This is a genomic window from Roseibium sp. MMSF_3247, from assembly GCF_030733765.1.
Taxonomy (GTDB): Bacteria; Pseudomonadota; Alphaproteobacteria; order Rhizobiales; family Stappiaceae; genus Roseibium.
This window is the reverse complement of sequence record NZ_JASHII010000002.1, coordinates 445,555-472,271: the sequence shown is the minus strand read 5'-3', so window position 1 is coordinate 472,271 and position 26,717 is coordinate 445,555. Positions and strand designations below refer to the sequence as shown.

The window sequence follows — 26,717 nt, the reverse complement described above, 5'->3', positions numbered from 1 at the left end:
AATGGCCCGTGCCCCTATCCGCGCATCCTTGTATGACCGGGATCATAAGGGGACGGCGCGATGATCTCAGCGCTGACCCTGTCTCCAAGAAGGTCAAGATCAAGCACCGTTCCTTCTCCCGAGAGCGCAGTGTCGACAAACGCATAAGCGAGATTCAGGCCGCTGCGATGGCCCCACTCGCCGGAGGTGACCGTCCCCACAACAGTATCCCCCTGCATCAGCGAGGCCCCGCCATATGCGGGTGCGTGGGTCGCGTCAATTTTCAGGGTCACAAGTTTCTTCCTCGGCCCGTCCTTTAGGCGCTGTATCAAGGCGTCCTTGCCGACAAAATCGTGTTTATCCAGCTTCACAAAGCGATCCAACCCGGTTTCAAAAGGATCGAATTCGGTTATCAGATCCGCCTTCCAGTGCAAGAACCCCTTTTCCATGCGCATGGATTCGACCGCTCTTGCGCCGAACAGTCTCAGATCATGCGCCTTTCCAGCGTCCCTTAAAGCCAGATAGGCAGCATAGAGTGAAGCATTCGGGATGTGGATCTCATACGCAAGCTCGCCGGAAAAACTGACCCCCATAACGGTTGCCGGTGCATACCCGATGAGTGTTTCGCGCACCGACAGCCAGGGGAACCCTTCCTTTGACCAGTCGCCCCGGCTGGCCGATTGCAGAACCGCCCGCGCCTTTGGTCCTGCCAGAACCAGAATGGTTTGGCCGTTGGTTAGGCTCCTGATCTCAACATCTTCATCCGGACGCAGATGGGACTTTAGCCAATCCATATCATGATATTCGGAGGTTGCTGCCGACCCATACCAGACACGGGCGGGCCCACGGTCCGAAGCCGGAATGTTGGCGACTGTTGCCTCGGCCTTGACCATGCCATGCCGATTGAGCAGATACCCGAGACCGACCCGACCTTCCAGTTTCGTGACGGTGCCACAGAACAGCCGATCGAGAAATGCGTGCCGGTCGGAACCGGTAATCTCAATCCGGTTAAAGCCATTGACCTCGCAGAGGCCCACATTTGCCTGGATGTGTTGCACCTCGCTGGCGACCACATCGAATGCCTCATCAAAATGAAATCCGAGGGTTGGATGAAACCCCGGTGACGGCTTGATGTAATCCACGCGTTCCCAGCCGTTCACCACCGTAAATTCTGCCCCTTCGGCCGCCATCACGAGTGTCAGCGGCGTTGTCTTGGCGGACCGCCCCGCTGGGCGATGTTCATGAGGGAAGTGAAATCGGAACTCGTTCTGGTAGTCTTCTATGGCTTTCAGAGCGGTGAGCTCGACATTGGCGTGGCCGGTAAAACGGCGCGGATCGAGGCACCATGTGTCGTAGCACGCCTCGCCGTGCACGATTTGCTGCGCCAGCAGCCAACCGTGTCCGCCCCCCTCGCCCAAGCCGGCCCTAAGCCCGATGATACAAAAAGCATTGCGTTTGCCCGGGATCGGTCCGACCAACGGCGCGCCATCAATTGTATAGGTGATCGGACCGTTGATGACGGTATGGATTCCGGTTTCCATCAATGCAGGCATGCGGGCAAAAGCACCCTCAAGGACGTCGGTTACCCGATCCAGATCATCCGGACAGAGCGCGTTGACGAAATGCGGATCGATCCCGTCCATACCCCACGTCTTGCAATCCTGCTCGTAAAAGCCGACCAGTAAACCGTTCTTTTCCTGGCGGCAGTAGTAATCGCTGATCGGGCAACGGAGCAACGGCATCCGGTGCCCTGCCTCTTTGATCGCCTGTATTTCCTCGGTCAGAAAGTATTGGTGCTCCATCGAGGCGACGGGATGATGAACTCCCATCATTGCCCCGATTTCGTTCACCCGGTATCCACCAGCGTTCACGACAATGTCGCAGTCGATGTCTCCATGCACGGTATGAACCGTCCAGGTGTCATCCTTGTGCTGTGTCAGGCCCGTGACTGGCGTGTTGCGATAGATGGCCGCCCCGGCCTTGCGGGCACGGCGGGCCAGCGCCTGACAAAGCTGTGCCGGATCGATGTCGCCATCGAGCGGATCCCAAAGACCGCCGAGCAGATTGTCTGTTGAAATCAAGGGATGACGGCGTGCGCACTCCTGCGCATCAATTACTTCGAAGTCGACATCCATGCCGCGTGCCATTGACGCAAAGTGTCGGTAGCCTTGCATCTGGGCTTCGGTGTTGGCAAGTCGAATGCCACCGTCTGCATGGTGATAGTTGATCGGGTAATCTGGATCTTCTGCCAGCTCCTTGTAGAGCCGGATAGAATGGCTCTTCAAACCGACCATGGTTTGATTCATGCCGAAGTTGGTTACTTGGGCTGCAGAATGCCACGTCGTCCCGGACGTGAGTTCATTGCGTTCGACCAATACGGCATCTGTCCACCCCTCCTGAGTAAGATGATAGATCGTCGAACACCCGGCGATACCTCCACCGATCACAACCACTTGCGTACGCGTTTTCATGGAACACCTCCGACATCCCCTCTCTCCGGGGTGCCGCAGTTTGAACAAAGTGGCAATGTGGCGGACTGCACTTTTTAAAATATCAAAATTGGACTTCGAAAAACTCGTAGATACGAAATACTGACCGAGGCATTCCGGTCAATCAGCACCAGTGACCAGACAAAATCGGTCCTCAAGCCAAGCGTTGCTTTGATGCATGGGGGTCAGCGCATGGCGTGTCAGCAGCTTGCGGAGTTTCTGATCGATGAGATCACGCACAGATCCAGCGCAATCCGTCGTGGTGATGAGAGACAGCGTCCGCGCAAAGCTTTTTCCCGGAAACTGGTGCATGCGAAGCTTTGAATGAAACCGGCGTGCCCTGGAGAACAGCAAAGGGGTTGTTATCGTCCATCCAGCACCTGCCGCCACCATTGCCATGAGGGTCTGGTTGTTGCCGCATTCGAAACGGTCGGGCATCTCCACTCCCAACCGGCGCAATTGTGCTTCGATCTGCCGAGCTATGAGCAGGTCACTGGTAAACTGCAGAAACGGTAGATCCGATTTGCCGGCCATGACATCTGCTGTCTCCTCAGTCCGCCCTTCTGGCAGCACCACCACAAATGGGTCACGAAGCAAAGGGGTGTCCTGCAGGTTATTCACCCCCTCTGGCGGCATGGTCGCTATCCCGATGTCCAACTGCCGGTCCCGAAGCATGTCAAGGAGTTCGCGGCTGGATCCGGACCGGAAAACGAAATTGCACTGGGGCATTTTTCTGGAAAGGTAAACCGCAAGGTCAGGCGTAATATCGCTATCCATGTCGGCAATACTGCCGAACCTGAGATAACTGGTTTCCGTGACATTCCCGGCACTAGCTTCCGCTGTCGCCTTGCGGATGGACCCGAGGGCCACGTCGATTTCCTTCAAGAACATCTGCCCCTTGGGCGTCAGCATCATAGGGCGACGGGCATGATCGAAAAGATCCACACCAAGATGTTCTTCAAGGCTGCGCAGGTGGTGAGAAACGGTACTGATGGACAAACCTGTTTCATCAGCGGTCGCCTGAACCGACGACTTGCGGGCACAGATCTGAAAGAGTTCCAGAGCTTTCAAGGTCAGGTCTTTGCGGGCAGACGAACGTGGCATGCGGCTAATCAACTCGAGAGACTTTTGGGACAGGCTGAGTTTCGACCAGCTCGAAACAAGAGTCCAACAAGTTCGAACTTATTTAAAACTCACCTGAATCATAGCGCCATAGAAACGCGGCTCTTCATCGCGTCTAGTGTGGGAGCGGAGCATTCGCGCCCTTCCCAAATCACCAACCAACCGTCATGGTGCGGCATGAGTAAGATGTTTGAAGAACTGGACTATGCCCCGACACCGATCGGGGCCGTGTCTCTCCGCCGCCGGCATCTCCTGGCTCTGAAAACCGACGTCTTCGAAATTCTCCTTGGAGAAGAGCACCTGATGTCGAGCCTATTCACCGCCTCCGAGGTGGCACTGGCGGATCTTGGTGTGGATGCTCTGTCAGGCGATGGGTTGGAAGTATTGGTCGGCGGGCTCGGCCTTGGCTACACCGCACAGTCGGTTTTGGCCCATGACACTGTCTCCAGCCTCACCGTCGTCGATCTTCTGGAACCGGTCATCCGCTGGCACCAGGAGGGGCTAGTCCCGATGCAAACCGAACTGGTGGATGATCCGCGCTGCCAATTGGTTCAAGGAGACTTCTTCGGCCTCGCAGTGTCAGAGAACGGTTTCGATGCCAGCCGTCCGAAACGCCAATACGATGCCATTTTGATCGATATCGACCACACGCCCGAGCGGTTGCTGCATTCAGGGTCCAAGGGCTTCTACACCCTTGAAGGCTTCACTGGCGTGCAACGCTTCCTGAAACCCGGAGGTGTCGTTGGCCTCTGGTCGGACGAAGCTCCGGATGCTGCCATCACTGCCAAACTTGCAGAAGCGTTTGATGAAGCATGGGCGGAGCCGGTGGTGTTCGAAAACCCTCTTCAGGACGGGCGCGAAGTGACGCAATCCGTGTACCTCGCGCGGAAGGAACACAGCTGACAACGATCGGTGAGAAAGGTCGCCATCTTCCGGGAGGGCTCAGGCGCGCTGCTACCCTTTTGTTTTCAGAATCAGTACTGTGGCGGGCATGATCAGACAAATCGTTCCCATTACCGCACTCTTGTTCGGCTCCGCACTTTTGCTCTTTGCCGGCGGCATTCACGGCCTCATCCTGCCGGTTCGCGGAGCTGCGGAGGGATTTTCCGCAAGTTCGCTTGGTCTTTTGGGAACCGGTTGGGCGATCGGCTATGTGCTGGGGTGCATCTTCGTCCCCCGGCTGGTGGGAGCCGTCGGTCATATCCGAACATTCGGTGTGATGTGCGCCTTTGCCGCCGTCTCGATGCTGCTGCAGGCGCTCTTGGTCGAAGCCTGGGCGTGGATCCCCATCCGAGCCGTCTCCGGGTTCTGCTTTGCTGGGGCTGCAATGATCGTGGAATCCTGGCTCAACGACAAGTCCGAGGCCAACACACGCGGCACCATTTTCGGTGTCTACACGATGGTCAATCTTGGGGCTTTAACAGCCGGGCAGATGGTCATCTCGCTTGGCGACACGATGAGCTTCCTGTTCTTTGCGATTGGCGCCATTGTCTATTGTCTGGCTCTTGTGCCAACGGCGTTGTCGACGTCCGCCTCGCCGGCTCCGCTGACATCGGTGCAGCTGAATATACGCGTCCTTTGGAACAACTCTCCGGTGGCCGTAGCGGCGGTGTTTCTCGTTGGGATTTCCAACGCCGCCTTCGGGACCCTGGCTGCAGTCTACGCCGGGCGGGTGGGTCTTGAACTGACGTCGATTGCGCTTTTTGCCAGCATCCCGGTCCTTGCAGGCGCCGTCGCCCAGATCCCGATCGGATACTTGAGCGACCGCATGGACCGCCGCATCGTATTGGCCGTTGTGGCCGCTGTCGCACTTGCTGCCGATATCGCCTTCGTGGTGCTGCTCCCCGACAGCCAACTCACAAACCTTTTGCTGGTTGCCGTGTTCGGAGCAGCGATTTTTGCGATGTACCCTGTGATCGTTGCCCATGCCAACGATCATGCCCCTCCGGGAACGTCCATTCAGGTGTCAGGCGGGCTTTTGATGATGTTCGGCATCGGCTCCATTATCGGACCGCTGATTGCCGGTGTCATGATGACAAGAATCGGCCCGCAAGGCCTGTTCATCACGACCATCGGCGCTCACGTCGTCATGATTGCCTTCACGCTGTGGCGCATGACCCGGCGGGCGGCGGTTGCCGAAGAAGACAAGGGCGCGTTTCAGGTCAGCGCCCCTGCCCGTATGGTCACACCAGAAACCGCGACACTTGCAGCCGGCGAGGACGAAGCTTTACCGCTGGAAGACGCCGATGTGGGAATGCCCCCTTCAGACGACAAACAGGTCTAGCGGCACACCCTTTGTTTAGGAAGGCCAAAGAGCATAAAGGTAGAAAAGATATCCGCCAAGCAGCACTGCGCCCTCGCGCCGGCCGATCCGAAGGCCGGTTGCTGCGAAAATCACGAAGATCACCGAAACGCCAATCATGACCGGATTGTCGAAGCTGATGATCTGGGACGGTACTTCGCTCGGCGCGATCAGAGCCGTTGCACCACCGATCCCCAGAATATTGTAGATGTTCGACCCGATGATGTTGCCGAACGCAACGTCTGTTTGACGTTTCAGGCCGGCAACGACTGATGTCACCAGTTCTGGCATGGAAGTGCCGATCGCGACGATCGTCAGGCCAATAACTGTTTCCGAAATTCCAAAACCGCGCGCCAGGCTGACAGCGCCCTCCACCAGGAATTTGCCGCCGAACACCACAAGCGCCAAACCGCCCAGCGCGAGCAGCAGCGCGGCCACCAGACCACCTTTCGGCTGGGCTGGAATGTCCAAAACCGGATCCGTCTCGATCAACGCCGTGCTTTTTCCATGCACTGCGCCACGGTTTTCCTGAACGGCTGCCCGCTCCTGCCGGATGGCCATGTAAATGTAGGTGCATAGAGCTGCAAGGAAGACCCCGCCGACCAGCCGACTGGCATCCATGACGGTGACAACGCCCGCAAAGACCAAGGTGACAGCCAGCATCACCGCAGCATCGCGTTTCAGCGCCGTGGACGACACGGCGATCGGAAAGAACAGCGCCGCGACACCACCGATCAGCAAGATGTTGGCAATGTTCGATCCGACAACATTGCCGTAGGCAATGCCAGGCGCCCCCACAAGTACGGCATGCACAGAGGTAACAAGTTCTGGCGTCGAGGTGCCAAACCCGACTAGGGTCAAGCCGATCACGAGCGGCGACACCCCCAGATGCGTCGCGGCATTCACAGCCCCGCGCACCAAGAACTCTCCACCTATGATCAAAAGAAATAAACCGCCGATCAGCGGCACCGCTATTTCAAACACCTGGAGCTCCATGACCCCGAGAAAACCAAGATCTGCATCTGGTTGTTGTCATGACCGTCGACAAGAGGCAAACCGCGCAGGGTGCCGAAAACAACACGCTGTCGGCTCGCCCCCATCGGCAGCAGAAAGAGATTGTAACAATTACGAATTATCCACCTCAACTCCTCACCAAGACTATCGTTATAAGTATCAGCCAATTTTCATGTTTCATGAAATTGACAAAAAGCAAAGCATTTGGAAGCAAAAAGCTTTTATTCTCCGCTCACTGTTTTCGATTTTGACAATTGCAGTGAGCGCAAGCTTCGATGGACAACAAGGCCAGCAAAGTCTATCCGGTTCAAACACTACGGCGACCGGGTGAGCTGTTTGAAGAAGTCGAGGCGCTGGCCGGCATCGGCTACTGGGAATGGGACGAAGTCACCGACAACTGCATTTACTGTTCAGAACAGCTTGCCCGCATGCATGGGGTCACAGTTGAAGAATTCGTGCGCCGCGCAACCTCAATGGACGCAGATCTGGAGTGGGTGCACCCGGATGACCGTGAACACTACAGAAGCCAGACCCGCCGCTTAAGCGAAACCAAAAACATCGTTGAGCTTGAATACCGTATCATCAAAACGGGCGGAGGAGAGATCTTCGTCCGGGAACGCGGCGTTGCAGTTGTCGATGCCGACGGCACACATCTGCGCTCCTACGGGTTCATCCAGGATATCACGTCGCTGAAGTCAGCCGAAGTTGCACTCCGCGACTTGCACCAGCGCCAAGAAGAGATACTGGAACAACGCACCAAGGCCTTGAGGCTCAGTGAAGAGCGATACGCTTTTGCCATTTCGGGGGCCAGCCAGGGCGTCTGGGAATGGGACCTCAACGACGAACACAACTACATGTCAGAACAGTGGAAACTGCGGCTGGGCTACACCGAAGAAACCCTTCCGAATGCGCCTGGTCTGTTTATTAAAATCATTCATCCTGAAGACCGGGCAAATGTCGAACAAGTGTTCAAAGACCATCTCAAGGATCGCGTTCCCTTCGATCTATCCTTGCGGCTGTTGCACAAAAATGGCGAACAGATTTGGGTCCGCGCGCGCGGACATGCCGTTTGGAACAATGAAAATCGTGCGACCAAGATGGGCGGAACGATCAGTGACATTACCGAATATCGGAAGCTCCTGGATACTGCCCAGTACTATGCGGAACGCGATCAGCTGACCGGTCTTTACAATCGCCACTACTTCATGCGGATTGCGGACGATCTCTTGCACAAAAGTTCATCCAATTGCCGGTCCTGCGGAGTCGCGATTATTGACCTTGATGACTTCAAAGAGATCAACGATTGCCACGGCCACCCTGCCGGTGACAGCGCCCTCATCATCTTGGCCGAGAGGCTCGTCGAATACATAGGCGATACAGGGATCGTAATCCGGCTTGGCGGAGACGAATTTGCGGTCATTTTTTCTGCTCAGTTGAGCTGGGGGGAGACGGTTCAGTACTTCAAACGCTTGCTTGAAGAAATTTCAAAGCCAATTGCCTGGGAAGGTTTTTTGTTTGAGTGCTCAGCATCTTTGGGTCTTGCGGAGAAAACACACGCCAACGGTTCGGATGTAAACGACCTCCTTCAGCAAGCCGACCTTGCTGTCTATGACGCAAAGGCGGCGGGCGGAAATGCTGTGCGATGTTATTCGGAAGCACTTCTCACAGCAGCCCTGAACCGGACGAATACCCTAAACTCCGCACGGCGTGCCTTAACCGACGAACGCTTTGTGTTGTGTTTTCAGCCGAAGGCAAACTTGCAGTCACAAAAACTGGCGGGATTCGAGGCATTGCTGCGACTGAGCAACGAGGACGGTACGCTGGTTCCGCCAAGCAGCTACGCTGAGGTGTTCGAGGACAGCGTTCTCGCGCGCCGCATTGGAGAGATGGTTCGTTTGCGCGCCATCGATCAAGCCTCATCATGGCTCAAAGCAGGACATGATTTTGGCCATATCGCGTTCAACATTTCGCCACCGGAATTTCAGGCCTATCAGCGTGATGCTCAATTTGTCGATCGATTGATGGAGGCCATTGCCAAAGCGGGGTTAAAGCCAAGCCACATACAAGTAGAAGTCACCGAAGATGTCCTGCTGACCCGCAAGCGTGAAAACGTCTCCAGTATACTTCGGCACCTTCGAGAAAACGGCATTACCGTCGCGCTTGATGATTTTGGAACCGGACATGCCTCTTTATTGCACTTGAAAGAAACCGAATTTGATCTGGTGAAGCTCGATGTGTCTTTCGTTCGCTCAATGCTGACATCCGATGTCGATATGGCAATCGTCGAAACGATCGCAAAGCTCACAGCCAAGCTTGGCAAGCAAATTGTTGCCGAAGGCATCGAGACACAGGAACAGCTTGCAGCGCTTCAAGACCTTGGTGTGGCGTTCGGTCAAGGTTTCCTGATTGGCCATCCGGTTCCCGGAGATGCCGTAGGCTTTTCGTCAAACGCCCTGTTTTGAAATCTCTATGTAGAATTGCCCCTTATTTTTTGCTTTCAGATGCTTCAATTATCTTGTTTCCCCTCGCCTTTTCGCCCTTCGGGGTCAAACCGTAAATCCCACGTTCCACCCGTTCGAACCACCCGTAGTGATCATCCGCCATCATCCGTGTAGCCCGGTCAACGCCGGTCGCTTTGGCAACCTCCGCGCCCCGGCTTGGACCATTTTCCTGCAAATACTGAGCACATCTCATGGCATCTTGCCGGTAGGCCGTGACGAGCGTGACGCGCGTCGAACCACCGGTATTCGGATCTCCGACACGGCGGGCAAATTCACGCAGAAGCCGGTCTTTCCGCGGTTTCATCTTGCGCGGTGTGAAGGGCGCTGGATCAGCATGAACTTCGACCAGCTGATCTGCGAGCCTGACCGTAATAAGTCCAAGCCCCAGCCTGCGCGCGAGCTTGAGATTGCTTTTTAGCGCCGCTTGAAACCGGCGCCCGCTGCCCCGCGCAACGGCGATATAAACCGAGTCGGTTAGCCCTTGCCGGTCAACGGCCTGGTGAAACAGGCTGAGGGTAAAACCGGTCTTCAGTTCCACGATCACCGGATCGTCGTTACCCCGGCAAGCCACAATGTCGGCCGATCCTACTTCGGCCTTCACCTCATACCCCTGTTTTTCCAAGAATGCCTTGACCGGCTCGTAAAGCTCGGTTTCCAGAATGCGTGCCATGGATGCGATCCTATGGCTGCGCCAATAGCGGGTCCAGCAGCGATCTGAGCCCGATACAGGTTGACCACGACTTCCTTGTATTGGATGCAAACACCGGATGATACCATAACCGAAAATTTGAGTGACCTCTTGCCGTTGCCACAATTGATTCCCACGTCGTTCTCATTCCCGGACGACCCCGCCCGGATAGCATTCCTAAACTGGGATCCAGACAAAATGGAAATCATACAACCTGCTGCGGTCATGACCCTTTCTGCCGCGGTTTTCGGGTTTATAATTTGGGCATATTTTCGCGTTTCCGGACACTTCCAGAGCGAGACCCGCGATCAAAAAGGATGGGGAAGCGACCGCATTTCAATCTTGCTTGCAATAGGTCTGGTGATTGGCTTCACAGTCAGCTACATCGAAATTTTCATCTACGCGTTCAGGCTGCCCTTTTCCGGTGCCGTTGATGTTGCCATCGGACTGGTTGCGGCCCTGATCGCGATGTCCGGAGCTTATGCTGTACAGGCATGCAGCGAAAAGCGTGCGATCAGGGCAAGTCGGCCACGGATCTGAAGGTCACACACTCAGGGGTCGAGAAAAAATCTTTCGCGCAAGTTGCGCCACATCTTCTCGCCGACCATACAATCATAAGGCTGGCCGAACGTGATCTGCGCCCGGTAGACGCGTGCTGGTTCTTCTGGAACCCGCCCCCCGATTTCCAGGACCAGTTTCCGGCGAACCGCTTCTGGAAACTGGGCCCAATCGTTTACCGGAATTACAAAACTGCCCGGCCCGCCAATCACGCAGCGGCGGTAGTATTCATCGAGGTCCGGAATGTTGAACTGGCCACCAAATCCGCCGGTCGTCATCAATGGCAACCCGTTGATCACAAAACCGGCCTCCACAGCCAGGTCCCGCGCACGTGTCACAGCGATGCCCTGATTGTTGGGCCCATCGCCGGATATATCGATAACCAGCCGATCCGCCTGAAAAGGGACATCCAGCAACAACTTCGACGCATACCGGATCGCACCGGATATCGAGGTTCTGCGCTGACCAATGGTCTGATCTTCGCTGATAATGGTTGACACACCCTCTGCCTCTTGCGGCGTTTCGATCAAGGTCCAGGGCACGATCTCGCGAATATGCGCATCGTTGGCCCATTCAAACATGGTCAGTGCAATCCGGCCATGAAGCCCCTGCTCCACAGCTCGAATGACTGATGGATGCGCAATCGCAGCGGCATATCCGTCCCGCTGTATGGCCAATTCTTCCGCCGACATGGACCGCGAGACATCAACGGCCAGAACGAGAGCGACGTCGACGGGTTGAGCCGCTTTGACGGAAGCTGAACCAAATTGCCCCACTAACAAGGCGATCGCGGTGATCAGGGTTGAGACGAGGCTCTTCATAGAACTGAGAATAATGCAGTCCGGCCCGCCGACCAGAGGAAATCCTCCGCTTTGTGTCAAATGATCGTCAGGAACGAATATTGACTGCAACCTTTCGGGTACTCGCCGACGAACAGGAGTTCAGCTATAAGGCTTTGAAATAGAGACCTCAGGGAGTTTTCCATGACCGACGCTGCTGCAAACGACATGGCCGAAAAACCAATGCTGGCAACGCTTCTGCATGAAGGTGTGTATCGGATCGTCATGCAGCGCCCGGAACGGATGAACGCGCTCTCCAGTGAAATGATGAGCGCTTTGTCCGCCGAACTGACGAGAGCAGCGGCGAACCCGGATGTACGGGTGGTTCTCCTCGGCGCAGAGGGCAAGGTCTTTTGCGCAGGTCATGATCTGAAGGAACTGACGAGTGCGCGAGCCGAAGCTGACGGCGGCAAGGCGACCTACGAGCGGATCATGCGCCAGTGTTCGGACCTCATGCAGCAGATCGTACGGCTGCCAAAGCCGGTCATTGCTGTCGTAACAGGTGTTGCAACCGCTGCCGGGTGTCAGCTGGTCGCATCCTGCGATCTGGCAATTGCAACAGATACCGCCACGTTCTGCACGCCTGGCGTCAATATCGGCCTTTTTTGTTCAACGCCGATGGTCGCACTGAGCCGGAACGTTGCTCCAAAACAGGCGATGGAAATGCTCTTGACCGGCGAAAGCATCGACGCATCGACCGCCAAGGACTTCGGCCTGATCAACCGGATCGTGCCGCGCGACTACCTGGAGCAGGTCGTTCAGAAATACGCGGAGAGCATTGCCTCCAAGTCTGCCCATACCGTGAAGATCGGCAAGGAAGCCTTCTACCGTCAACTCGAAATGCCGTTGTCGGACGCCTACGACTTTGCAGCAAACACCATGGTAGAAAACATGATGGCCCGCGATGCCGAAGAAGGCATCAATGCGTTCTTGCAAAAGCGCAAACCGGAATGGACGGACAGCTGATACCGATGGACCACGACAGCTATTCCGACACCTACATCAAGGGCATTCTGGATGAGGTGAAAACCATCGCGATGATCGGGGCGAGCGCGAACACCGTGCGCCCGTCTTACTTCGTGCTGAAATACATGCTCTCCAAAGGCTATGATGTTTGGCCGATCAATCCTGGACAAGCGGGCAAGGAAATACTTGGACAGAAGGCCTACGCGTCTTTAGAAGACCTGCCGGACACGCCGGACATGATCGATATCTTCCGGAATTCCGAGGCGGCGGGCCAAATCGTCGATGACGTGATCGCAAGCGGCAAATTGCCGAAGGTTATCTGGATGCAGTTGACCGTGCGCCACGAAGAGGCTGCACAGCGAGCGGAAGCTGCGGGTATCAAGGTGGTCATGGACCGCTGCCCCAAGATCGAATATGGGCGGCTGTCTGGAGAGATTGGCTGGGCCGGTGTCAATTCCCGGACACTCTCCTCAAAGCGCCCCGCCCTGAAAGCCGGTTTCCAGCACCGGGGCTTGTCGCCGACGAAAAAGACCTAAGCTCTCAGCACTGATGGGGCACAATTTATCATCAAAGAAAACCCAAATTTCATTTTTTGGACACAGAGACAACTATCTGGAACGGCAATTGAAAAAGATCGCTGGCCACTTTTGTTTTTGCAACAACAGTGACGGTGCAAATGTCTATTTGCTTCAAAAACAAAACGATTTTCTGAAAAGCCGTATAGAAAAAGTAACCAAGAAAACACCCTCTGATTGCGCTTCACTCGAGATCCAATCAAAGGTATTGTTAAGAGATCAGCAATGATTAACAGTTGACTAAACTGTTAGCAAAATCTTTTGCCCAATCTTTATTTTCCAAACAGACACTTTAACGACTTGTTGACCTTTTCCCGCAGGAGGCATTCATGGTCGATCCGTTCACGCAGTTCACTATCTATCACCTGGTTGTGGTTGTCGCCATCGTCATGGTGCTCATCTTCAGAGCTATTTCAGATTGATATCGGTGACGAAACTGCTGGCTCCCTAAACGCACTGTCCAGAGCGGGCAAAACACGAAGTGTCGCAAGACAGGTCGTGTAATGAGTATAGGCTGAGTTGGGCTGGCCAGTTTGCTTGCCCTTCTTCGACGTCAAACACTGCATGTATTATAATGCCGGGCACATATAATTATTTACAGTTTTCATCAATATTCTTGAAATTTTATTTTTCATTTCGAAACGGGTCTTACCAATTCATCCACATGACGCGTCTATCTTTATTTGCATCACAGAAATTCCATGTTGGGATCGGATGAGTCCATGCTTTACGAAGTGATAGATACGGGCCTCCTCGCTTTGGTGATGCCTCTTGCGGCCAGTGTTCTCATGTTTGGCATTTATCTCGTCATAAAAACCGACATGAATTTGGAGCGCGATGAACGCTCGCCGCGGCGCTTTGTCAAAACGCCATAGGCGTTGCAGCAGCATCCGACCCAATTATCTTCCAGAAAAAGAACGTTATTTCCGTTTTTTAGCGGTTTCAGAAATCAATCCTTTGACCTCCCGCACGGCTTTGACCAAACTGCGCGCCACATATCCAAGGGAGGTTCTTTATGAGCGAAAATATTCCAGGCTTTTCCACGCTGGCCATCCACGCAGGCGCGACACCAGATCCGTCAACAGGCGCTCGGGTCACACCGATCTATCAGACGTCTTCATTTGTCTTTGACGATGTCGACCATGCTGCGTCCCTGTTCGGCCTTCAGGCCTTTGGAAATATTTACACCCGCATCACAAACCCGACCACTGCCGTTCTTGAAGAGCGCGTTGCAGCACTTGAAGGCGGTACGGCCGCGCTCGCAACCGCTTCCGGTCACTCGGCACAGCTTCTTTGTTTCCACACGCTCATGCAGCCGGGCGACAATATTGTGGCGGCCAACAAGCTTTATGGCGGCTCCATCAATCAGCTGAACCACTCTTTCAAAAGCTTCGGCTGGGGCGTGAAATGGGCTGATCCATCGGACATGGCGTCCTTCGAAGCGGCGATTGATGACAAGACCCGTGCAATTTTCATCGAAAGCCTTGCCAATCCAGGCGGGATCATCGTCGACATTGAAGCTATTGCCGCCATAGCCAAGGCAAAGGGCGTTCCGCTGGTTGTCGACAACACCATGGCGTCTCCGTACCTGTGTCGACCGATCGAACATGGCGCCGACATTGTCCTGCATTCCTTGACCAAGTTCATGGGCGGCCATGGCAACTCCATGGGCGGCATTATCGTTGACGGTGGATCCTTCGATTGGTCCGCATCAGGCAACTATCCGCTTCTGTCATCGCCGCGTCCGGAATATCAGAACATGGTTCTGCACGAGACCTTCGGCAATTTCGCTTTCGCGATCGCCTGCCGTGTTCTTGGTCTGCGCGATCTGGGCCCGGCGATTTCACCGTTCAACGCTTTCATGATCCTCACTGGGATCGAAACTCTGCCGCTTCGTATGCAGCGCCACTCCGACAACGCCAAGAAGGTCGCTCTGCACTTGTCCGGGCACGACAAAGTCAAGTGGGTGTCCTATGCGGCCCTCCCGGAAGACCCGCACCATGCGCTTCAGCAGAAGTACATGCCGAAAGGTGCCGGAGCTGTCTTCACGTTTGGAGTTGAAGGCGGGTACGACGCTGGTGTGAACTTGGTATCCAAGGTCGAGTTGTTCTCGCACCTTGCCAACATCGGCGATACGCGGAGCCTCATCATTCATCCGGCGTCCACCACCCACCGCCAGCTGTCGGATGACCAAAAGACATCTGCAGGCGCCGGTCCGGATGTTGTCCGGATCTCGGTCGGTCTCGAAGATGTCGATGACATCATTGCTGACCTTGAGCAGGCGCTCGCAGGCTAACAAATAACCAACGGACAAAAACAGCCCGCCTATTTGGCGGGCTGTTTTCTTTTCCAACTCTGTGCATCCGTCAGTTCTGGATCGGGTACTCGCCTTTCAAGGCTGCCATGTAATCAATCGTTGCCGCGATCACGAAGACAGCAAAGCCCTGGTGGACAAGCGCCACACCGAGTTGATGCATGGACAATTCCCCGGTGTAGTTTCCAAAACCCAGCAGCGTGACGATCCCGAAAACCATCTGCAGGAAGACAAAGGCCGCCAAATGAAACGCTGGCAAACGGATCCGTTTGGCATCCGTTACAACGCATGTCCGCCACACCAGAAAAATCGCAGCAGCACCCAGCAGGTAGGCAACCATCCGGTGTTGAAACTGAACGGTCAGGACATTTTCGAAGAAATTCAGCCAGGCAGGTGACTGCATCAACAGACCCGACGGGATCATCTGACCGTCCATCAGCGGCCATGTATTGTAGGTGAAACCGGCGTTCAGACCCGCGACAAGACCGCCAAAGAACAGCTGCAAAAACAGCAGGCCGGTAAACACCCAGCCAATCGGCAGCAACGCGGAGCGTATATCCGCAGGTGGCGTGCCATAGGGTGTCAATCTGCGGGCGATCCAGAAAAGATACGCAAAGATAATGAAGGCCAGGGTCAGGTGAGTTGCCAAGCGGTACTGGCTGACATCTGTTCTCTCCACCAATCCCGATGCCACCATCCACCAGCCGACGAACCCTTGCAGACCGCCAAGGGCCAGACCAACGACCAGCCGTGGTTTCAGCCAGGGTTCAATCCGGCCAGACGCCCAGAACACGACCATAGGTACAAAGAAGGCTACGCCAATCACCCGCCCGAGTAGACGGTGTCCCCATTCCCACCAGAAGATGAATTTGAACTCATCAAGGCTCATGCCCTTGTTGATCAGCTGGTATTCCGGAATCTGGCGGTATTTGTCCAGTTCTTCCTGCCACTCCGCCTCTGTCAGTGGAGGGATCACGCCGTGGATTGGTTTCCATTCCGTGATCGAAAGCCCTGACTCGGTCAAACGGGTCGCCCCACCCACGACCACCATCACCAGAATAAGAAAGCAGACGCCGTAGAGCCACCAGCGGATCATCGCCCGGCTTGAGCGAATGAATTCCTGGTCTTTGATGTCTTTTGTTTGGCCGGCCGTTCCCAGGCTGTCCGCGGACATTGTCATTGCCCTGTTGTCTCCAAAATTCGTCTACCGGTTTGACCTTTGGTATCGGGAGATATAGGTGCTGGGGAAAAGCGGCAAGCCTTTGTGGCCGGGTCGCGGCAAATCATCGCTCTTTGGGTTACAGAACGGGTCAAGAATGGTTCCCTCGCTCCGCAAGTTTATCGGTATGGTCGCGCTCGTCTTGTTCGTGATTGTCTACGCTCTGACCGCAATGGTGGTCGGCGACTCGCCCCGGTTGCAGGAATCGTCGACGCTTATCCAGTTCACTTACTTTGCGATTGCCGGTCTTGCTTGGGTCATCCCTGCAGGCGCCATCATCTGGTGGATGGAACGCGGCAAAAAGAGCTGACTGCGATTACGTTTTGAGTTCGGGCGCACAGTTTAAGTTCGAGCGCGCAGTCCAAAACCGGACGTCAGCCATTTGGCAGCCCGGTAAAGCGCAAACGGCGCGCCTGTTAGATACTGATCAACAAAAGCCGGGTCCTGATACACTCCGTTGAGCGACACACGTGGCAAGAGCATCAGGTCCCGCGCGCTTGCCGATTGCAGAACACCTGGAAACGTTGTGACAGCGGAGGCAAAGCCGAATTGACCGACAACCTCGGCAGCGCCTGCGTCAACCGCGTTGTGTTTCCCATAAGGGTAAGCGAAGTGTTTGGGTCGCTGCCCCAATTCCGTTTCGAGCCGTTCAAGACCCTTTTCTATATCCTGCCGTGCAGCGTCTTGGGTAAGGCGCGCCAAGGCAAAATGATCGTGCGTGTGAGCGCCAATCGTCACAAGTGGATCTGATGCCAGTTCCCGCACCTCATCCCAGGTCATCATCTCCTGATCCGCGAGCTCAGCGAGATCAATTCCATACTGGCTCGACAAGGCCCGAATGATTGCACGTTGATCCCCTTCGCTCACGTCGTTTTTCAAATGAGCGACCAGGCGATTGAAACAAGAACACTTTTCGTCAACGCTTTCACAAACTGTCGGCTCGTCTGCGTCAGACGAGAAAACGATCTGATCATTCGCTGCAATGATCAGCTCCAGCGCCAACCACCATAGCTCACTCGACCTGTCCACCAGACCGCTTGCGACAAACACGGTGAACGGTGCACCAAGTTCTTTCAAGACCGGAAGCGCATATTCGAAATTGTCCCGATAGCCGTCATCAAAAGTCAGAACCGCATACCGTTCCCGGCCATATCCGGATTTCAAAAGGTCAACCGCTTCATCCAAAGCGATGATCTTGTAACCGTTGGCCCTGATCCGCTCCACCGTTGCACGCAGGAACTCGGGGGAAATCTCAAGGTGCCGGTTGGGCTGAAAACCGCCGGCGCGCGCCGGCCGAACACGGTGTAACATGAACACAGCGCCGCAGCCTTGCGTAAAAGGTGCAAAGAGTTGGCTCAGTCCCGTCGTCTGCAGAACCCGGAATGCGTTGGTAATTGCTGTTTGGCGAATGCTCATCAGCCGCTCGGCCCGTGTGAATGGAATCGGTCCATTAGCGCACCTTTTCTTTAAGAATTATTGATATTTCTCGCTAGAGTTTGGTCGAATAAGCCCACCACCAAACATAGCTAACCACCGTTTAACCAATCCCGTTTCATTGAGTTATCTCCCATGTCAGCCGCCGCAATTGATATCTCTGGCACCCACCTCGGATCGGGATCCGAAAAGGACGATCTGCAACTGACAGAAGACCTTGAAGAACTGGTGTCGGAGTGGACCCAGCTTGAGAGCGCAGGGATCGGAAATCCCTATCACGGTTTTCTCTGGTGCAAGGCTTTCCAAAACACACTGAGAACGGCAGAACGCAGTCGGCCATTGATTGCACTGCTGCGATCGGCGGGACGTCCGGTTTTGCTGCTACCGTTTTCTATTTTCACACACAACGGTATCAAGGTTCTCGCCTTTTTGGGCGCACGCTTCGGCAATCAGAATACGGGGCTTTGGGACAAGGCTTTCTATGAAGCAGTTGGGCCGGAGACTATCCGCAGTGTTCTTGATCGGGTTTGCCAGGAGTGCAGTGCCGATTGCATCGACTTGCAAAACGTTCCTTGCCACTGGAATGGCCGGGCGCACCCTCTGGTCCTGGACAATTCGCAGTTAAGCCCCAACCCGCTTTACCGCGGGTCTGTCACCGATACATTCGAGGACGTTTTCAAAGCCCTGCATAGCAAGTCTGCGCGCAAGAACCTCACCCGGAAACAGCGGCACCTCCAGGAGGCCGGCAATTATGAGATCCGGGTCTGCAAGCAACCGGCTGAAATAGAAGCCGGGCTTGAGGCATTTCTTGAGCAGCGCGAGGCGCGCGCTCAGATCACTGGCATCCCGAATGCTTTTTCCAGCCCTGAGGCGAAGGCTTTTTTGCGTCAGGCAACTCAAAGCACCGCCCTACCCGTGACGCCGGACACCACGAGCGCGCCCCTCAAAATATGGACCCTGTCGGTCTCAGGGCAGATCAGGGCAACATATTTGTGCGCGCGAGATGGCGAAACACTCCACGCCTATTCGAACAGTGTTGCGCATGATGAGTTTTTGAAAAACAGTCCGGGACTGGTTCTGATACGAGAGATCGTGGAAAAAATTTGCGCCGACCCGGATACAAAAACGCTCGACCTTGGCATCGGCGAAGAGCACTACAAGACGAGCTGGACCCGTCCAGAACCCATGTGCGACAGCCGGCACTCCAGAACAGCCAAGGGCAAGATCTATTCCGCAGTCCAAACGGCAAAAACACGCCTGAAATCGCGCATCCGCAACTCCGATCGGCTGTGGACGATGGTCAAAAAACTCCGGCAGATGCGCGCATCTGGTAACTAAGCTTCCTTAGCCCCTGCCCAACACATTGGCGCTTATTCAAGCAGCGTGTCCATCTCCATTGCGCCGCGGTCCGGAACCGGGTCCACCTGCAATGACGATCTCCACATCCGCACCGGTGTTATGTGCCAGAAGGTTGGCCGCACTTTCGAGTTCGTGATTGTGATCTGGTCCACTCGCGGCGATCAGCACATGGTCCGCAAAACTCAGCATGCGGGCGCTGGCAAGCGTTCCATCGATCGCCCCAAGATCCACAACAATGGTGTGGTAGGTCTTCTTGATCGCATCGAGTGCGAGCTTGAAGCGGTCGGACTCAACCATCTCATCGGTGATCTCGACACGGCCGGCTTCAATAATATGCGCCTTCGACCCGGCATCCCGGTAGACGACCTTGGCAAACGGCGCCGCGCCTGAAACAATGTCTGAAAACCCCTCCGCCCCGCGCGAATTGAACTGTTCCGGAAAGACTTCCAGAAACAGCGCTGTATCGCCCTTGCCTGCTGCCCGGCGGGCAAGGTCAAAAGCGAGCCGGTGTGAAAGATCCGGCTCATCAACGCTCAGAACAACGATCCGGCCGGTCGGGTCGACGTCAGAAGCCGTCTGCGGCTCGTTAGATAGAAGAGGCGCCGCGGCGGGTATGGCGACATCGTCCTTCTCAGGCTCCTCAACAGGATCTTTTGGGCTCGAGCGCATTGCGCCGAGCCAGTCTGGCGCGACGTCTTGATCATAGTTGCCTTTGCGCTTCGACCGTCGGATTGGCGGACTGCCGGCCTTCCTCTGCGCAGGTATAGGAGCAACAGTGCTGTTATCTTCGAGATCCGGTTCCACCCGTGGCTTCTTCGGCTGTGCGCCCGCCCCGATTTCACTGCCGAAACTGTACCCTTGGTATCCGCCTGCATAAGACGGGCCCCATGTGAAAGCCCCACCGGCATCGCGCGCCGGTGGCACAGGAACTGATCCGGTTCCCGGGTTGGCAGTTTCTTGGGGCTGCGCAGGTGAGTAAAGAGCCCGGCCCGTGAGCAATTCGCGCATGATTACGAAGGCCGTTCCCAAGATGAACGTGACCAGGGCTGCAATGATAGTGCTGGAGACCACTTTCGGAGAGAAGGGCTCAACCGGGACATTGGCCCTGGACACAATTCGGGCATCAGCTGGAAGGAGCTGCGCGCGCAAGCGCGTATCGGCCTCCTGAAAACTAAGCAACAACTGGTCAAGCTGGGCAGCCTTTGCATCGGCCTCCCGTTCCAGTTCGCTGAGGCGGGCCTGATCTGCATTGGATTTCGCGGCTGCAACCTTTAACTCGTCCAGACGCCGCTCGAGCGCCAAGGCCTGCTGGCTCGCAACCCGCGCATCGTTTTCCAGCCCCTCAAGCACTTTTCGCGCTTCAGAACGAATCTGACGGTCGTAATCACTGAGCTGAGATTGCAGGGCCTTGATCTGCGGGTGATTGGGCAGAAGCGTAATCGACAGTTCGGCGATGTTGGACTGGATTTCAACTTGGCGTTCGCGCAAACGCTGAATGAGTTGAGAATTCAGGACATCCGTTGCCGTTTCCAAGGATCCACCGGAATTCAAAAGTTCGCGGATAAGTTCGGCTTTGGCCTGGGCTTCAGCTTTCGCAGCTTGCGCCGCGGAATAGTCGCTGCTCGTATCCGCCAGCTGCTGTTGATTAAGTGGAATGTTGTCCGCACCAATCAACAGGTCGGCCCGCGCCCTGAAGTCTGCGACGGCCTGGCGGGCCGATTGCACCTTCTTCCGCAATTCGACGATTTGCGGCTCCAATGCAGCGGATGTGATTTCTGTCGTCTGCCGTTTGGCGCTGGACTGCAGCTCCAGAAACTCGTCGACAATCGCGTTTGCGACTTCGGAGGCCAAAAGCGGATCTTCAGACGCATAGTCGACGGCGATAACACGCGATTCGTCGAGACGATAGACTTCCAGGTTTTCGTAGTAATGTTTGAGCACGCGCTCTTCGGCAGTGTCGCCTGAAGGCTCACGATCAAATCCGAAAGTGGTCAGGACCTTATCAATAAAGGACATGCCGCCGCGGGCGCCGAACTCGGGAACGGAGGCCAGATCCATCTTCCGGACCACTTTTCGGGCAAGGTCAGTCGCCATCAAGATCTGGATCTGACTGGCAACACCCTCGGTATCGAGCAAAGCACGCTCGCCTTCAACACCGCGTGTCCCACCTGGAATGTTGATATCCGTGCTTTCGATCAGAACCCGAGCCTCGCCCATATATTTGGGTGCAACGAATTGCAGGGCGATGAAAACGACCAACGTCATCAAAAGGGTCAAAGGGACCAACCACAGCAATGACCGCGCCAAAGCCTTCAAAAGCCCGCCGAGATCCAACGCCATATCGTCGTCTGTGTAGGTCTGCCGCCCAGATTCCATATTGCTTCTCTCCAGATACGCGGCGAATAATGTCTGATTATGGTAAGCGTTCGGTTAAGCTTCAACACAGCTGGCCGGAACAGCCGTTAATTTGTGTATACGCATTATTGACAGGCTATCTGTTCGCCTTGATCCGTCTTCACCCTCAATTAACCATACCTTGCGATCCTCTTGCCGAATTGTAGGAGAGTCGTTGATGCGAATGAGAGCGCTTCTGGTACCGGCATTGTGCCTGGGACTTGCTGCGTGCAGTGGGTACCGGCAACCGCCGACAGCGTTTCATGAAACTTTGACCCAGCCGTATCGCCTGGATTCCAGCGACCGGTTGCGCATTATTGTGTTCGGTCAGGACGATCTCTCTAACACCTATGTCATTGATCAGGCTGGCTATATTTCCTTCCCGCTGGTCGGAAGCGTCGCCGCACGCGGTAAAACCCAACAAGGGCTTGCCGCTGAAATTGCAGCCAAACTGCGCCAAGGCTATATCCGTGATCCCGACGTCTCCGTTGAGGTGGACACCTACCGTCCGATCTTTGTCATGGGAGAGGTGCAAAACGCGGGCCAATATAGCTATGTCGCAGGTATGACGGTTCAGAACGCGATCGCAACAGCCGGTGGATTTAGCTCCCGGGCCCGCCAGGAAGACGTCGATATCACCCGCCAGATTAACGGTGAAATTCTAAACGGACGCGTTCCGATTTCGGATCCTGTCCGACCCGGAGACACTATTTACGTTCGGGAACGGTATTTTTGACAAGCCGCGAGTTAACCGCGGACTCATTTCCCTTTGCTAGGGTGCATCCTGACTGCTGAACGGGCTCACCAAGAAGCCTGAAAGCAAAAACAGGGATATTGCACCATGACAACGCCTCCAATGCGGATCGTGCATTGCGTCCGCGCGCCGGTCGGCGGAATTTTCCGTCACGTCCGCGATCTGGCTCGCTGCCAGGAAGCTTTAGGACATAAGGTCGGCTTGATATGCGACAGCACAACCGGCGGCGCCTTTGAAGATGCCCAAATCGAAGAGCTGCGCTCGACGTTGTCCTTGGGGCTCGCCCGGTTTCCGATGCGCCGCCAACTCACGGTTCAAGATTTCTCGGCAACCCTCGCCCTATACAGACATATCAGGGATCTGAAACCCACGGTCTTGCATGGCCATGGCGCTAAAGGCGGTGCTTATGCGCGCCTGATCGGCACGTATCTCGGGCTGCGGGGCCAGAGACCAGCACGCATCTACTCCCCACACGGGGGCAGCCTGCACTATCATCCTCACAGGCTTGAGGGTCGTGTCTATCACACGCTTGAACGCCTTCTGGGACGGATAACCGACGGACTCATTTTTGTCTCCGATTATGAGAGCGCTGCTTATGAGACGAAGATCGGTTCCGCACGCGCCACAAACCGCATCGTCTATAACGGACTGTCCAAACAGGACTTTGAACCGGTCAACGCCAATGAGGACGCAGCCGACTTTGTTTTCATCGGCATGTTGCGTGATCTCAAGGGGCCAGACCTGTTTATCGAAGCACTCTACAATCTGCGCCTGAAGCTCGGGCGGGCTCCGTCTGCTATCCTGGTTGGAGATGGTCCGGACGAAGCGCGATACCGCGAAATGGTAGAGAAGCTCGGCTTGACCGGGGCCGTAACCTTCACAGGTCCGATGAAGGCGCGCGAGGCCTTCAAACTTGCAAAAACGGTCGTCATCCCGTCGCGGGCCGAGGCCATGCCTTACATCATTTTGGAGACGGTCGCGGCCCAACGTCCCTTGATCGCAACGCGCGCAGGCGGAATCCCGGAAATATTCGGCAAGTTCGCCAACCGCCTTATTGAGCCGGGTCACATCACACAGTTGACCCTTGCCATGGAAGACGCCTTGGCAAACCCTGAGAAGAAACAGGCAGAAGCCATTAAAATGCGGCCCTGTCTTGCGGAGACCTTTTCCACGGATTTGATGACCGATCGCATCAATTCGGTCTACATGGAGGCACTTGGGATCGCACCAAGCGACGTCCCGGCTCAACAACCCGAGCTCGCAGCCAATCAAGCCACTTCCCTATCATCTGTCTATGCGAGATCGAGCCAGCGATAATGAGCGAACCCGCATACGATAGAGCCGAACAGGGAACGGCGGCCAGCGCACCAACGCCTGCCGCTCAACCGGGCGTCAGGGGGCACCTTGAAAACCGGCTGCGCCAATCTCCTCTGGCCTCAAGAGAAGCGACCAAGATCTCGTTCGAAGATTTTGCGAACACCAACCTGTCCCTTGATGCGCTGGATATTGCCAAAAATCTCGGAACACGCGGAATTTCGGTTCCGGTGCTCGGTGGCTCGGTTCGTCTTTTTGATATTCTGATCATTCTTGCCTCAGCTGGGATCGCACTTCTGACCGGGCCCGGCACTGGCAGCCCAACCGGCATCCATGCGCTCGCCGCTGGCTTGGCAGTTCTTTTCACGCTCGCCTTCTTTCAAGCGTCCGATGTCTACCAGGTTCCGGTCATGCGTCAGCGCCTGGCCCAAATCGGTCGGGTGTCGGCGGGTTGGACACTGGTCTTTGCAATGTTCGCCGTTTTACGAAGTGCGACTGGTATTGGGTCCAGTGTCTCTGACGCCTGGATCGGTGCCTGGTACAGTATGGGCCTCGTCAGCCTTTGCATCTCACGGCTCGTGCTCTCGCGATTGGTGCGGGGCTGGACGAAATCTGGAAGCTTGGAACGGCGCGCCATCATTGTTGGTGGCGGTACGGCCGCCCAGGAACTGATCCACGATCTGGAAGCCCAATCGGATAACGATATTCGGATTTGCGGCATCTTTGACGACCGTTCCAACGATCGGTCGCCGCCGGTCGTGGCCGGCTACCCGAAACTCGGCAACATCAGCGCTCTTGTGGAGTTTGCGCGCCTTGCCCGCATCGACATGCTGATTGTTTGCATTCCTCTGCGCGCGGAAAAACGTGTGCTGGAGCTTTTGAAGACCCTCTGGGTGCTGCCGGTCGACATCCGTCTATCGGCACATACCGACAAGGTGCGGTTCCGTGATCGGGGCACATCCTTCATCGGAACGGTCCCCTTCGTCGATGTCGCTGAAAAGCCGATCGCCGATTGGGATATGGTTGCCAAGCGGATCTTTGATGTTGTGTTCTCGCTGATCGCGATAGTTTGTCTTGCACCGGTGATGATTGGAACCATTATTGCCATCAAGCTGGACAGCAAGGGCCCGGTTATCTTCCGGCAGAAGCGGTATGGCTTCAACAACGAGATCATTGAGGTTCTGAAGTTCCGATCCATGTACACGGATATGGCAGACCCGGACGCAAAGAAGGTGGTGACCAAGGGCGACCCCCGGGTGACAAAGGTTGGGCGGATCATCCGCAAGACGTCGATCGATGAGCTGCCGCAGCTGTTCAACGTGCTTGCCGGAAGCCTGTCGCTCGTCGGCCCCCGCCCCCATGCGGTCAATGCCCACACCAACAATGAAACCTGGGACGACGTGGTTGACGGTTATTTCGCGCGCCACAAGGTCAAGCCGGGGGTGACTGGCTGGGCACAGATCAATGGCTGGCGCGGAGAGGTCGATACACCTGAAAAGATCCAGAAGCGCGTTGAATGCGATGTCTACTACATCGAGAACTGGTCGATCCTGTTTGATCTGAAGATCCTGTTCCTGACGCCCTTGAAGCTGTTGAACACGGAGAACGCCTATTGACCGTTTGGGCCGCCCATGACGGGCGGGCGCTGACGGCCCCGCCCCCGTTCGGCCTGTCGGTCAGATCGCTGGGCAATGGCGCATTGTGGCTGGCGGCCTTCCTGTCAGCTTTTGTGATCGAAGAACCGGCTCCTTACGAGCTCTACATGGTGGCTCTGACCGTCATCTGGCTCGCGTGCGGGCTCAAGTTGCGCCGTGAGTTTGCACCGCTGATCGTCCTAATGATGGTGTTTACAGCCGGCGGCCTTGCGTCCGTGCCGTTCGCAGAAGATTTTGGCGATGCGCTCATGTATGCCGCCGTTTCCGGATTTCTTGCGATCACGGCGATCTTTTACGCCGCGATCCTGAGCGACAAACCCGAACGCAGCCGGATCATTGAGCGCGGCTACATTATCGGTGCGGTAATTGCCGCCCTTTTTGGGATAGCCGGCTATTTCAACCTGTTTCCAGGAGCCGAGTATTTTACCCGCTTCGACCGCGCGCGCGGAACCTTTCAGGATCCGAACGTGTTTGGTCCGTTTCTGGTACTGCCAACCCTTCTGCTCATTCAGAGATTTTTGCGCGGCCCCACCTTGCGCAATCTCTATGTGCTACTGCCGCTGAGCATCCTGCTCTTAGGCATTTTCTTGAGTTTCTCACGCGGTGCCTGGGGTGTGCTCTTGGCGTCGCTGCTGCTGCTTTACACGATCCAATTGGTGACCGAACAGAACCTTGCCCGCCGAGGCCGGCTGATCCTGATCGGCATGGCCGGCGTCTTCTTTTGTGCGCTCCTCATGACAGTCGCCTTGTCGTTCGAGGCTGTCTCGGACATGTTTTCCCAGCGGGCCCGTCTGGTGCAGGACTATGACGGTGGACGCCTTGGCCGGTTCGCCCGTTACGCGATCGGCTTTCAGCTTGTTATGGAGCATCCTCTGGGTCTTGGCGCGCTGGAGTTCGGCAAAACCTTCGGTGAGGATGAGCACAATGTTTATCTCAAGGCCTTCACCACCTACGGCTGGATGGGGGGCATTGCCTATATCGTCATGGCCATATGGACGGTCTGTGCGTTCCTTCCGCTGATCTTCAAATCCCGTCCGTGGACCCCGTTTGTGCAAGCTGTATTTGCGGTGTTTGTCGCGCACTTGCTGCTGTCCGTCGTTATCGACACCGATCACTGGCGGCATTTGTTCATGCTTTATGGCCTTGCCTGGGGGCTGATCGCAGCAGACAAGCTGGAACGGCGCAGTTGGCGGCGCAGCGCTCTGCAGACGCCCATTCCTGACTGACATCAAGAGCAATTG

The 26,717-nt window shown here is 55.7% G+C and carries 22 protein-coding genes; 14 read left to right on the top strand and 8 right to left on the bottom strand.

Features of this window, described 5'->3' with window-relative positions; genetic code table 11:
* Nucleotides 1-14: 14 nt before the first annotated feature.
* Together RBB44_RS07630 and RBB44_RS07625 are read right to left on the bottom strand one after the other, a co-directional pair.
* Nucleotides 15-2,450: an FAD-dependent oxidoreductase gene (locus RBB44_RS07630; RefSeq protein ID WP_306146796.1), complete on the bottom strand. Its 2,436-nt coding sequence runs from the start codon at nt 2,448-2,450 to the stop codon at nt 15-17.
* A gap of 138 nt (nt 2,451-2,588) precedes the next feature.
* A complete protein-coding gene (locus RBB44_RS07625) occupies nt 2,589-3,572 on the bottom strand; it encodes a LysR family transcriptional regulator (RefSeq protein ID WP_306146795.1) in 984 nt (327 codons plus the stop codon).
* A 195-nt stretch (nt 3,573-3,767) separates the two neighbouring features.
* Here RBB44_RS07625 and RBB44_RS07620 point away from each other — a divergent pair, with 195 nt between their 5' ends.
* Together RBB44_RS07620 and RBB44_RS07615 are read left to right on the top strand one after the other, a co-directional pair.
* Nucleotides 3,768-4,493, top strand: coding sequence for a spermidine synthase (locus RBB44_RS07620; protein WP_306146794.1), 726 nt, complete (start codon nt 3,768-3,770; stop codon nt 4,491-4,493).
* 88 nt (nt 4,494-4,581) lie between these two features.
* A complete protein-coding gene (locus RBB44_RS07615) occupies nt 4,582-5,874 on the top strand; it encodes an MFS transporter (protein ID WP_306146793.1) in 1,293 nt (430 codons plus the stop codon).
* A 15-nt stretch (nt 5,875-5,889) separates the two neighbouring features.
* On the opposite strand, the gene RBB44_RS07610 is transcribed toward RBB44_RS07615, so the two are convergent.
* Complete coding sequence (locus RBB44_RS07610; protein ID WP_306146792.1) at nt 5,890-6,876, bottom strand: calcium/sodium antiporter; 987 nt, start codon at nt 6,874-6,876, stop codon at nt 5,890-5,892.
* 305 nt (nt 6,877-7,181) lie between these two features.
* Between RBB44_RS07610 and RBB44_RS07605 the strand changes: the two genes are divergently transcribed.
* Nucleotides 7,182-9,368, top strand: coding sequence for a bifunctional diguanylate cyclase/phosphodiesterase (locus RBB44_RS07605; RefSeq protein WP_306146791.1), 2,187 nt, complete (start codon nt 7,182-7,184; stop codon nt 9,366-9,368).
* A gap of 22 nt (nt 9,369-9,390) precedes the next feature.
* Here RBB44_RS07605 and RBB44_RS07600 read toward each other — a convergent pair whose 3' ends face one another.
* Nucleotides 9,391-10,077, bottom strand: coding sequence for a DUF2161 domain-containing phosphodiesterase (locus tag RBB44_RS07600; protein ID WP_306146790.1), 687 nt, complete (start codon nt 10,075-10,077; stop codon nt 9,391-9,393).
* Nucleotides 10,078-10,293: 216 nt separating this feature from the next.
* Between RBB44_RS07600 and RBB44_RS07595 the strand changes: the two genes are divergently transcribed.
* Nucleotides 10,294-10,635: a hypothetical protein gene (locus RBB44_RS07595; RefSeq protein WP_306146789.1), complete on the top strand. Its 342-nt coding sequence runs from the start codon at nt 10,294-10,296 to the stop codon at nt 10,633-10,635.
* 11 nt (nt 10,636-10,646) lie between these two features.
* Here the strand turns inward: RBB44_RS07595 and RBB44_RS07590 are convergent, their stop codons facing one another.
* Nucleotides 10,647-11,474, bottom strand: a complete 828-nt coding sequence (locus RBB44_RS07590) for a DUF1194 domain-containing protein (RefSeq protein ID WP_371932238.1) — start codon at nt 11,472-11,474, stop codon at nt 10,647-10,649.
* Nucleotides 11,475-11,636: 162 nt separating this feature from the next.
* Between RBB44_RS07590 and RBB44_RS07585 the strand changes: the two genes are divergently transcribed.
* From RBB44_RS07585 to RBB44_RS07570, 4 genes are all read left to right on the top strand, one after another.
* Nucleotides 11,637-12,458 carry an enoyl-CoA hydratase gene (locus tag RBB44_RS07585; RefSeq protein WP_306146787.1) on the top strand — a complete coding sequence of 274 codons (822 nt, stop codon included), beginning with the start codon at nt 11,637-11,639 and terminating at the stop codon, nt 12,456-12,458.
* Between the two features lie 5 nt (nt 12,459-12,463).
* Complete coding sequence (locus RBB44_RS07580; RefSeq protein WP_306147309.1) at nt 12,464-12,994, top strand: CoA-binding protein; 531 nt, start codon at nt 12,464-12,466, stop codon at nt 12,992-12,994.
* A 761-nt stretch (nt 12,995-13,755) separates the two neighbouring features.
* Nucleotides 13,756-13,908, top strand: coding sequence for a hypothetical protein (locus RBB44_RS07575; RefSeq protein WP_209177551.1), 153 nt, complete (start codon nt 13,756-13,758; stop codon nt 13,906-13,908).
* 140 nt (nt 13,909-14,048) lie between these two features.
* Complete coding sequence (locus RBB44_RS07570; RefSeq protein WP_133950506.1) at nt 14,049-15,329, top strand: O-acetylhomoserine aminocarboxypropyltransferase; 1,281 nt, start codon at nt 14,049-14,051, stop codon at nt 15,327-15,329.
* 70 nt (nt 15,330-15,399) lie between these two features.
* Here RBB44_RS07570 and RBB44_RS07565 read toward each other — a convergent pair whose 3' ends face one another.
* Entirely contained in the window at nt 15,400-16,527 is a 1,128-nt protein-coding gene (locus RBB44_RS07565; protein ID WP_306146786.1) for a COX15/CtaA family protein, read from the bottom strand.
* Between the two features lie 136 nt (nt 16,528-16,663).
* On the opposite strand from RBB44_RS07565, the gene RBB44_RS07560 reads away from it, so the two are divergent.
* Nucleotides 16,664-16,876 (top strand): DUF2842 domain-containing protein, encoded by a 213-nt coding sequence (locus RBB44_RS07560; RefSeq protein WP_040451813.1) that lies wholly within the window; start codon nt 16,664-16,666, stop codon nt 16,874-16,876.
* A gap of 32 nt (nt 16,877-16,908) precedes the next feature.
* Here the strand turns inward: RBB44_RS07560 and RBB44_RS07555 are convergent, their stop codons facing one another.
* Complete coding sequence (locus RBB44_RS07555; RefSeq protein WP_306146784.1) at nt 16,909-17,982, bottom strand: polysaccharide deacetylase family protein; 1,074 nt, start codon at nt 17,980-17,982, stop codon at nt 16,909-16,911.
* A gap of 153 nt (nt 17,983-18,135) precedes the next feature.
* On the opposite strand from RBB44_RS07555, the gene RBB44_RS07550 reads away from it, so the two are divergent.
* Complete coding sequence (locus tag RBB44_RS07550; protein ID WP_306146783.1) at nt 18,136-19,338, top strand: GNAT family N-acetyltransferase; 1,203 nt, start codon at nt 18,136-18,138, stop codon at nt 19,336-19,338.
* Between the two features lie 36 nt (nt 19,339-19,374).
* Here RBB44_RS07550 and RBB44_RS07545 read toward each other — a convergent pair whose 3' ends face one another.
* The gene (locus RBB44_RS07545) at nt 19,375-21,735 is read right to left on the bottom strand and encodes an exopolysaccharide transport family protein (protein WP_306146782.1); all 2,361 of its coding nucleotides are present in this window, start codon (nt 21,733-21,735) and stop codon (nt 19,375-19,377) included.
* 196 nt (nt 21,736-21,931) lie between these two features.
* Here RBB44_RS07545 and RBB44_RS07540 point away from each other — a divergent pair, with 196 nt between their 5' ends.
* From RBB44_RS07540 to RBB44_RS07525, 4 genes are all read left to right on the top strand, one after another.
* Entirely contained in the window at nt 21,932-22,489 is a 558-nt protein-coding gene (locus RBB44_RS07540; protein WP_133950516.1) for a polysaccharide biosynthesis/export family protein, read from the top strand.
* 105 nt (nt 22,490-22,594) lie between these two features.
* Nucleotides 22,595-23,824, top strand: coding sequence for a glycosyltransferase (locus RBB44_RS07535; protein WP_306146781.1), 1,230 nt, complete (start codon nt 22,595-22,597; stop codon nt 23,822-23,824).
* On the top strand, nt 23,824-25,437 hold the full coding sequence (locus tag RBB44_RS07530; RefSeq protein ID WP_306146780.1) for an undecaprenyl-phosphate glucose phosphotransferase: 1,614 nt from the start codon (nt 23,824-23,826) through the stop codon (nt 25,435-25,437). The genes RBB44_RS07535 and RBB44_RS07530 overlap by 1 nt, the downstream gene beginning before the upstream one ends.
* Nucleotides 25,434-26,702 (top strand): O-antigen ligase, encoded by a 1,269-nt coding sequence (locus RBB44_RS07525; RefSeq protein ID WP_306146779.1) that lies wholly within the window; start codon nt 25,434-25,436, stop codon nt 26,700-26,702. The genes RBB44_RS07530 and RBB44_RS07525 overlap by 4 nt, the downstream gene beginning before the upstream one ends.
* The last annotated feature ends 15 nt before the right edge of the window (nt 26,703-26,717 follow it).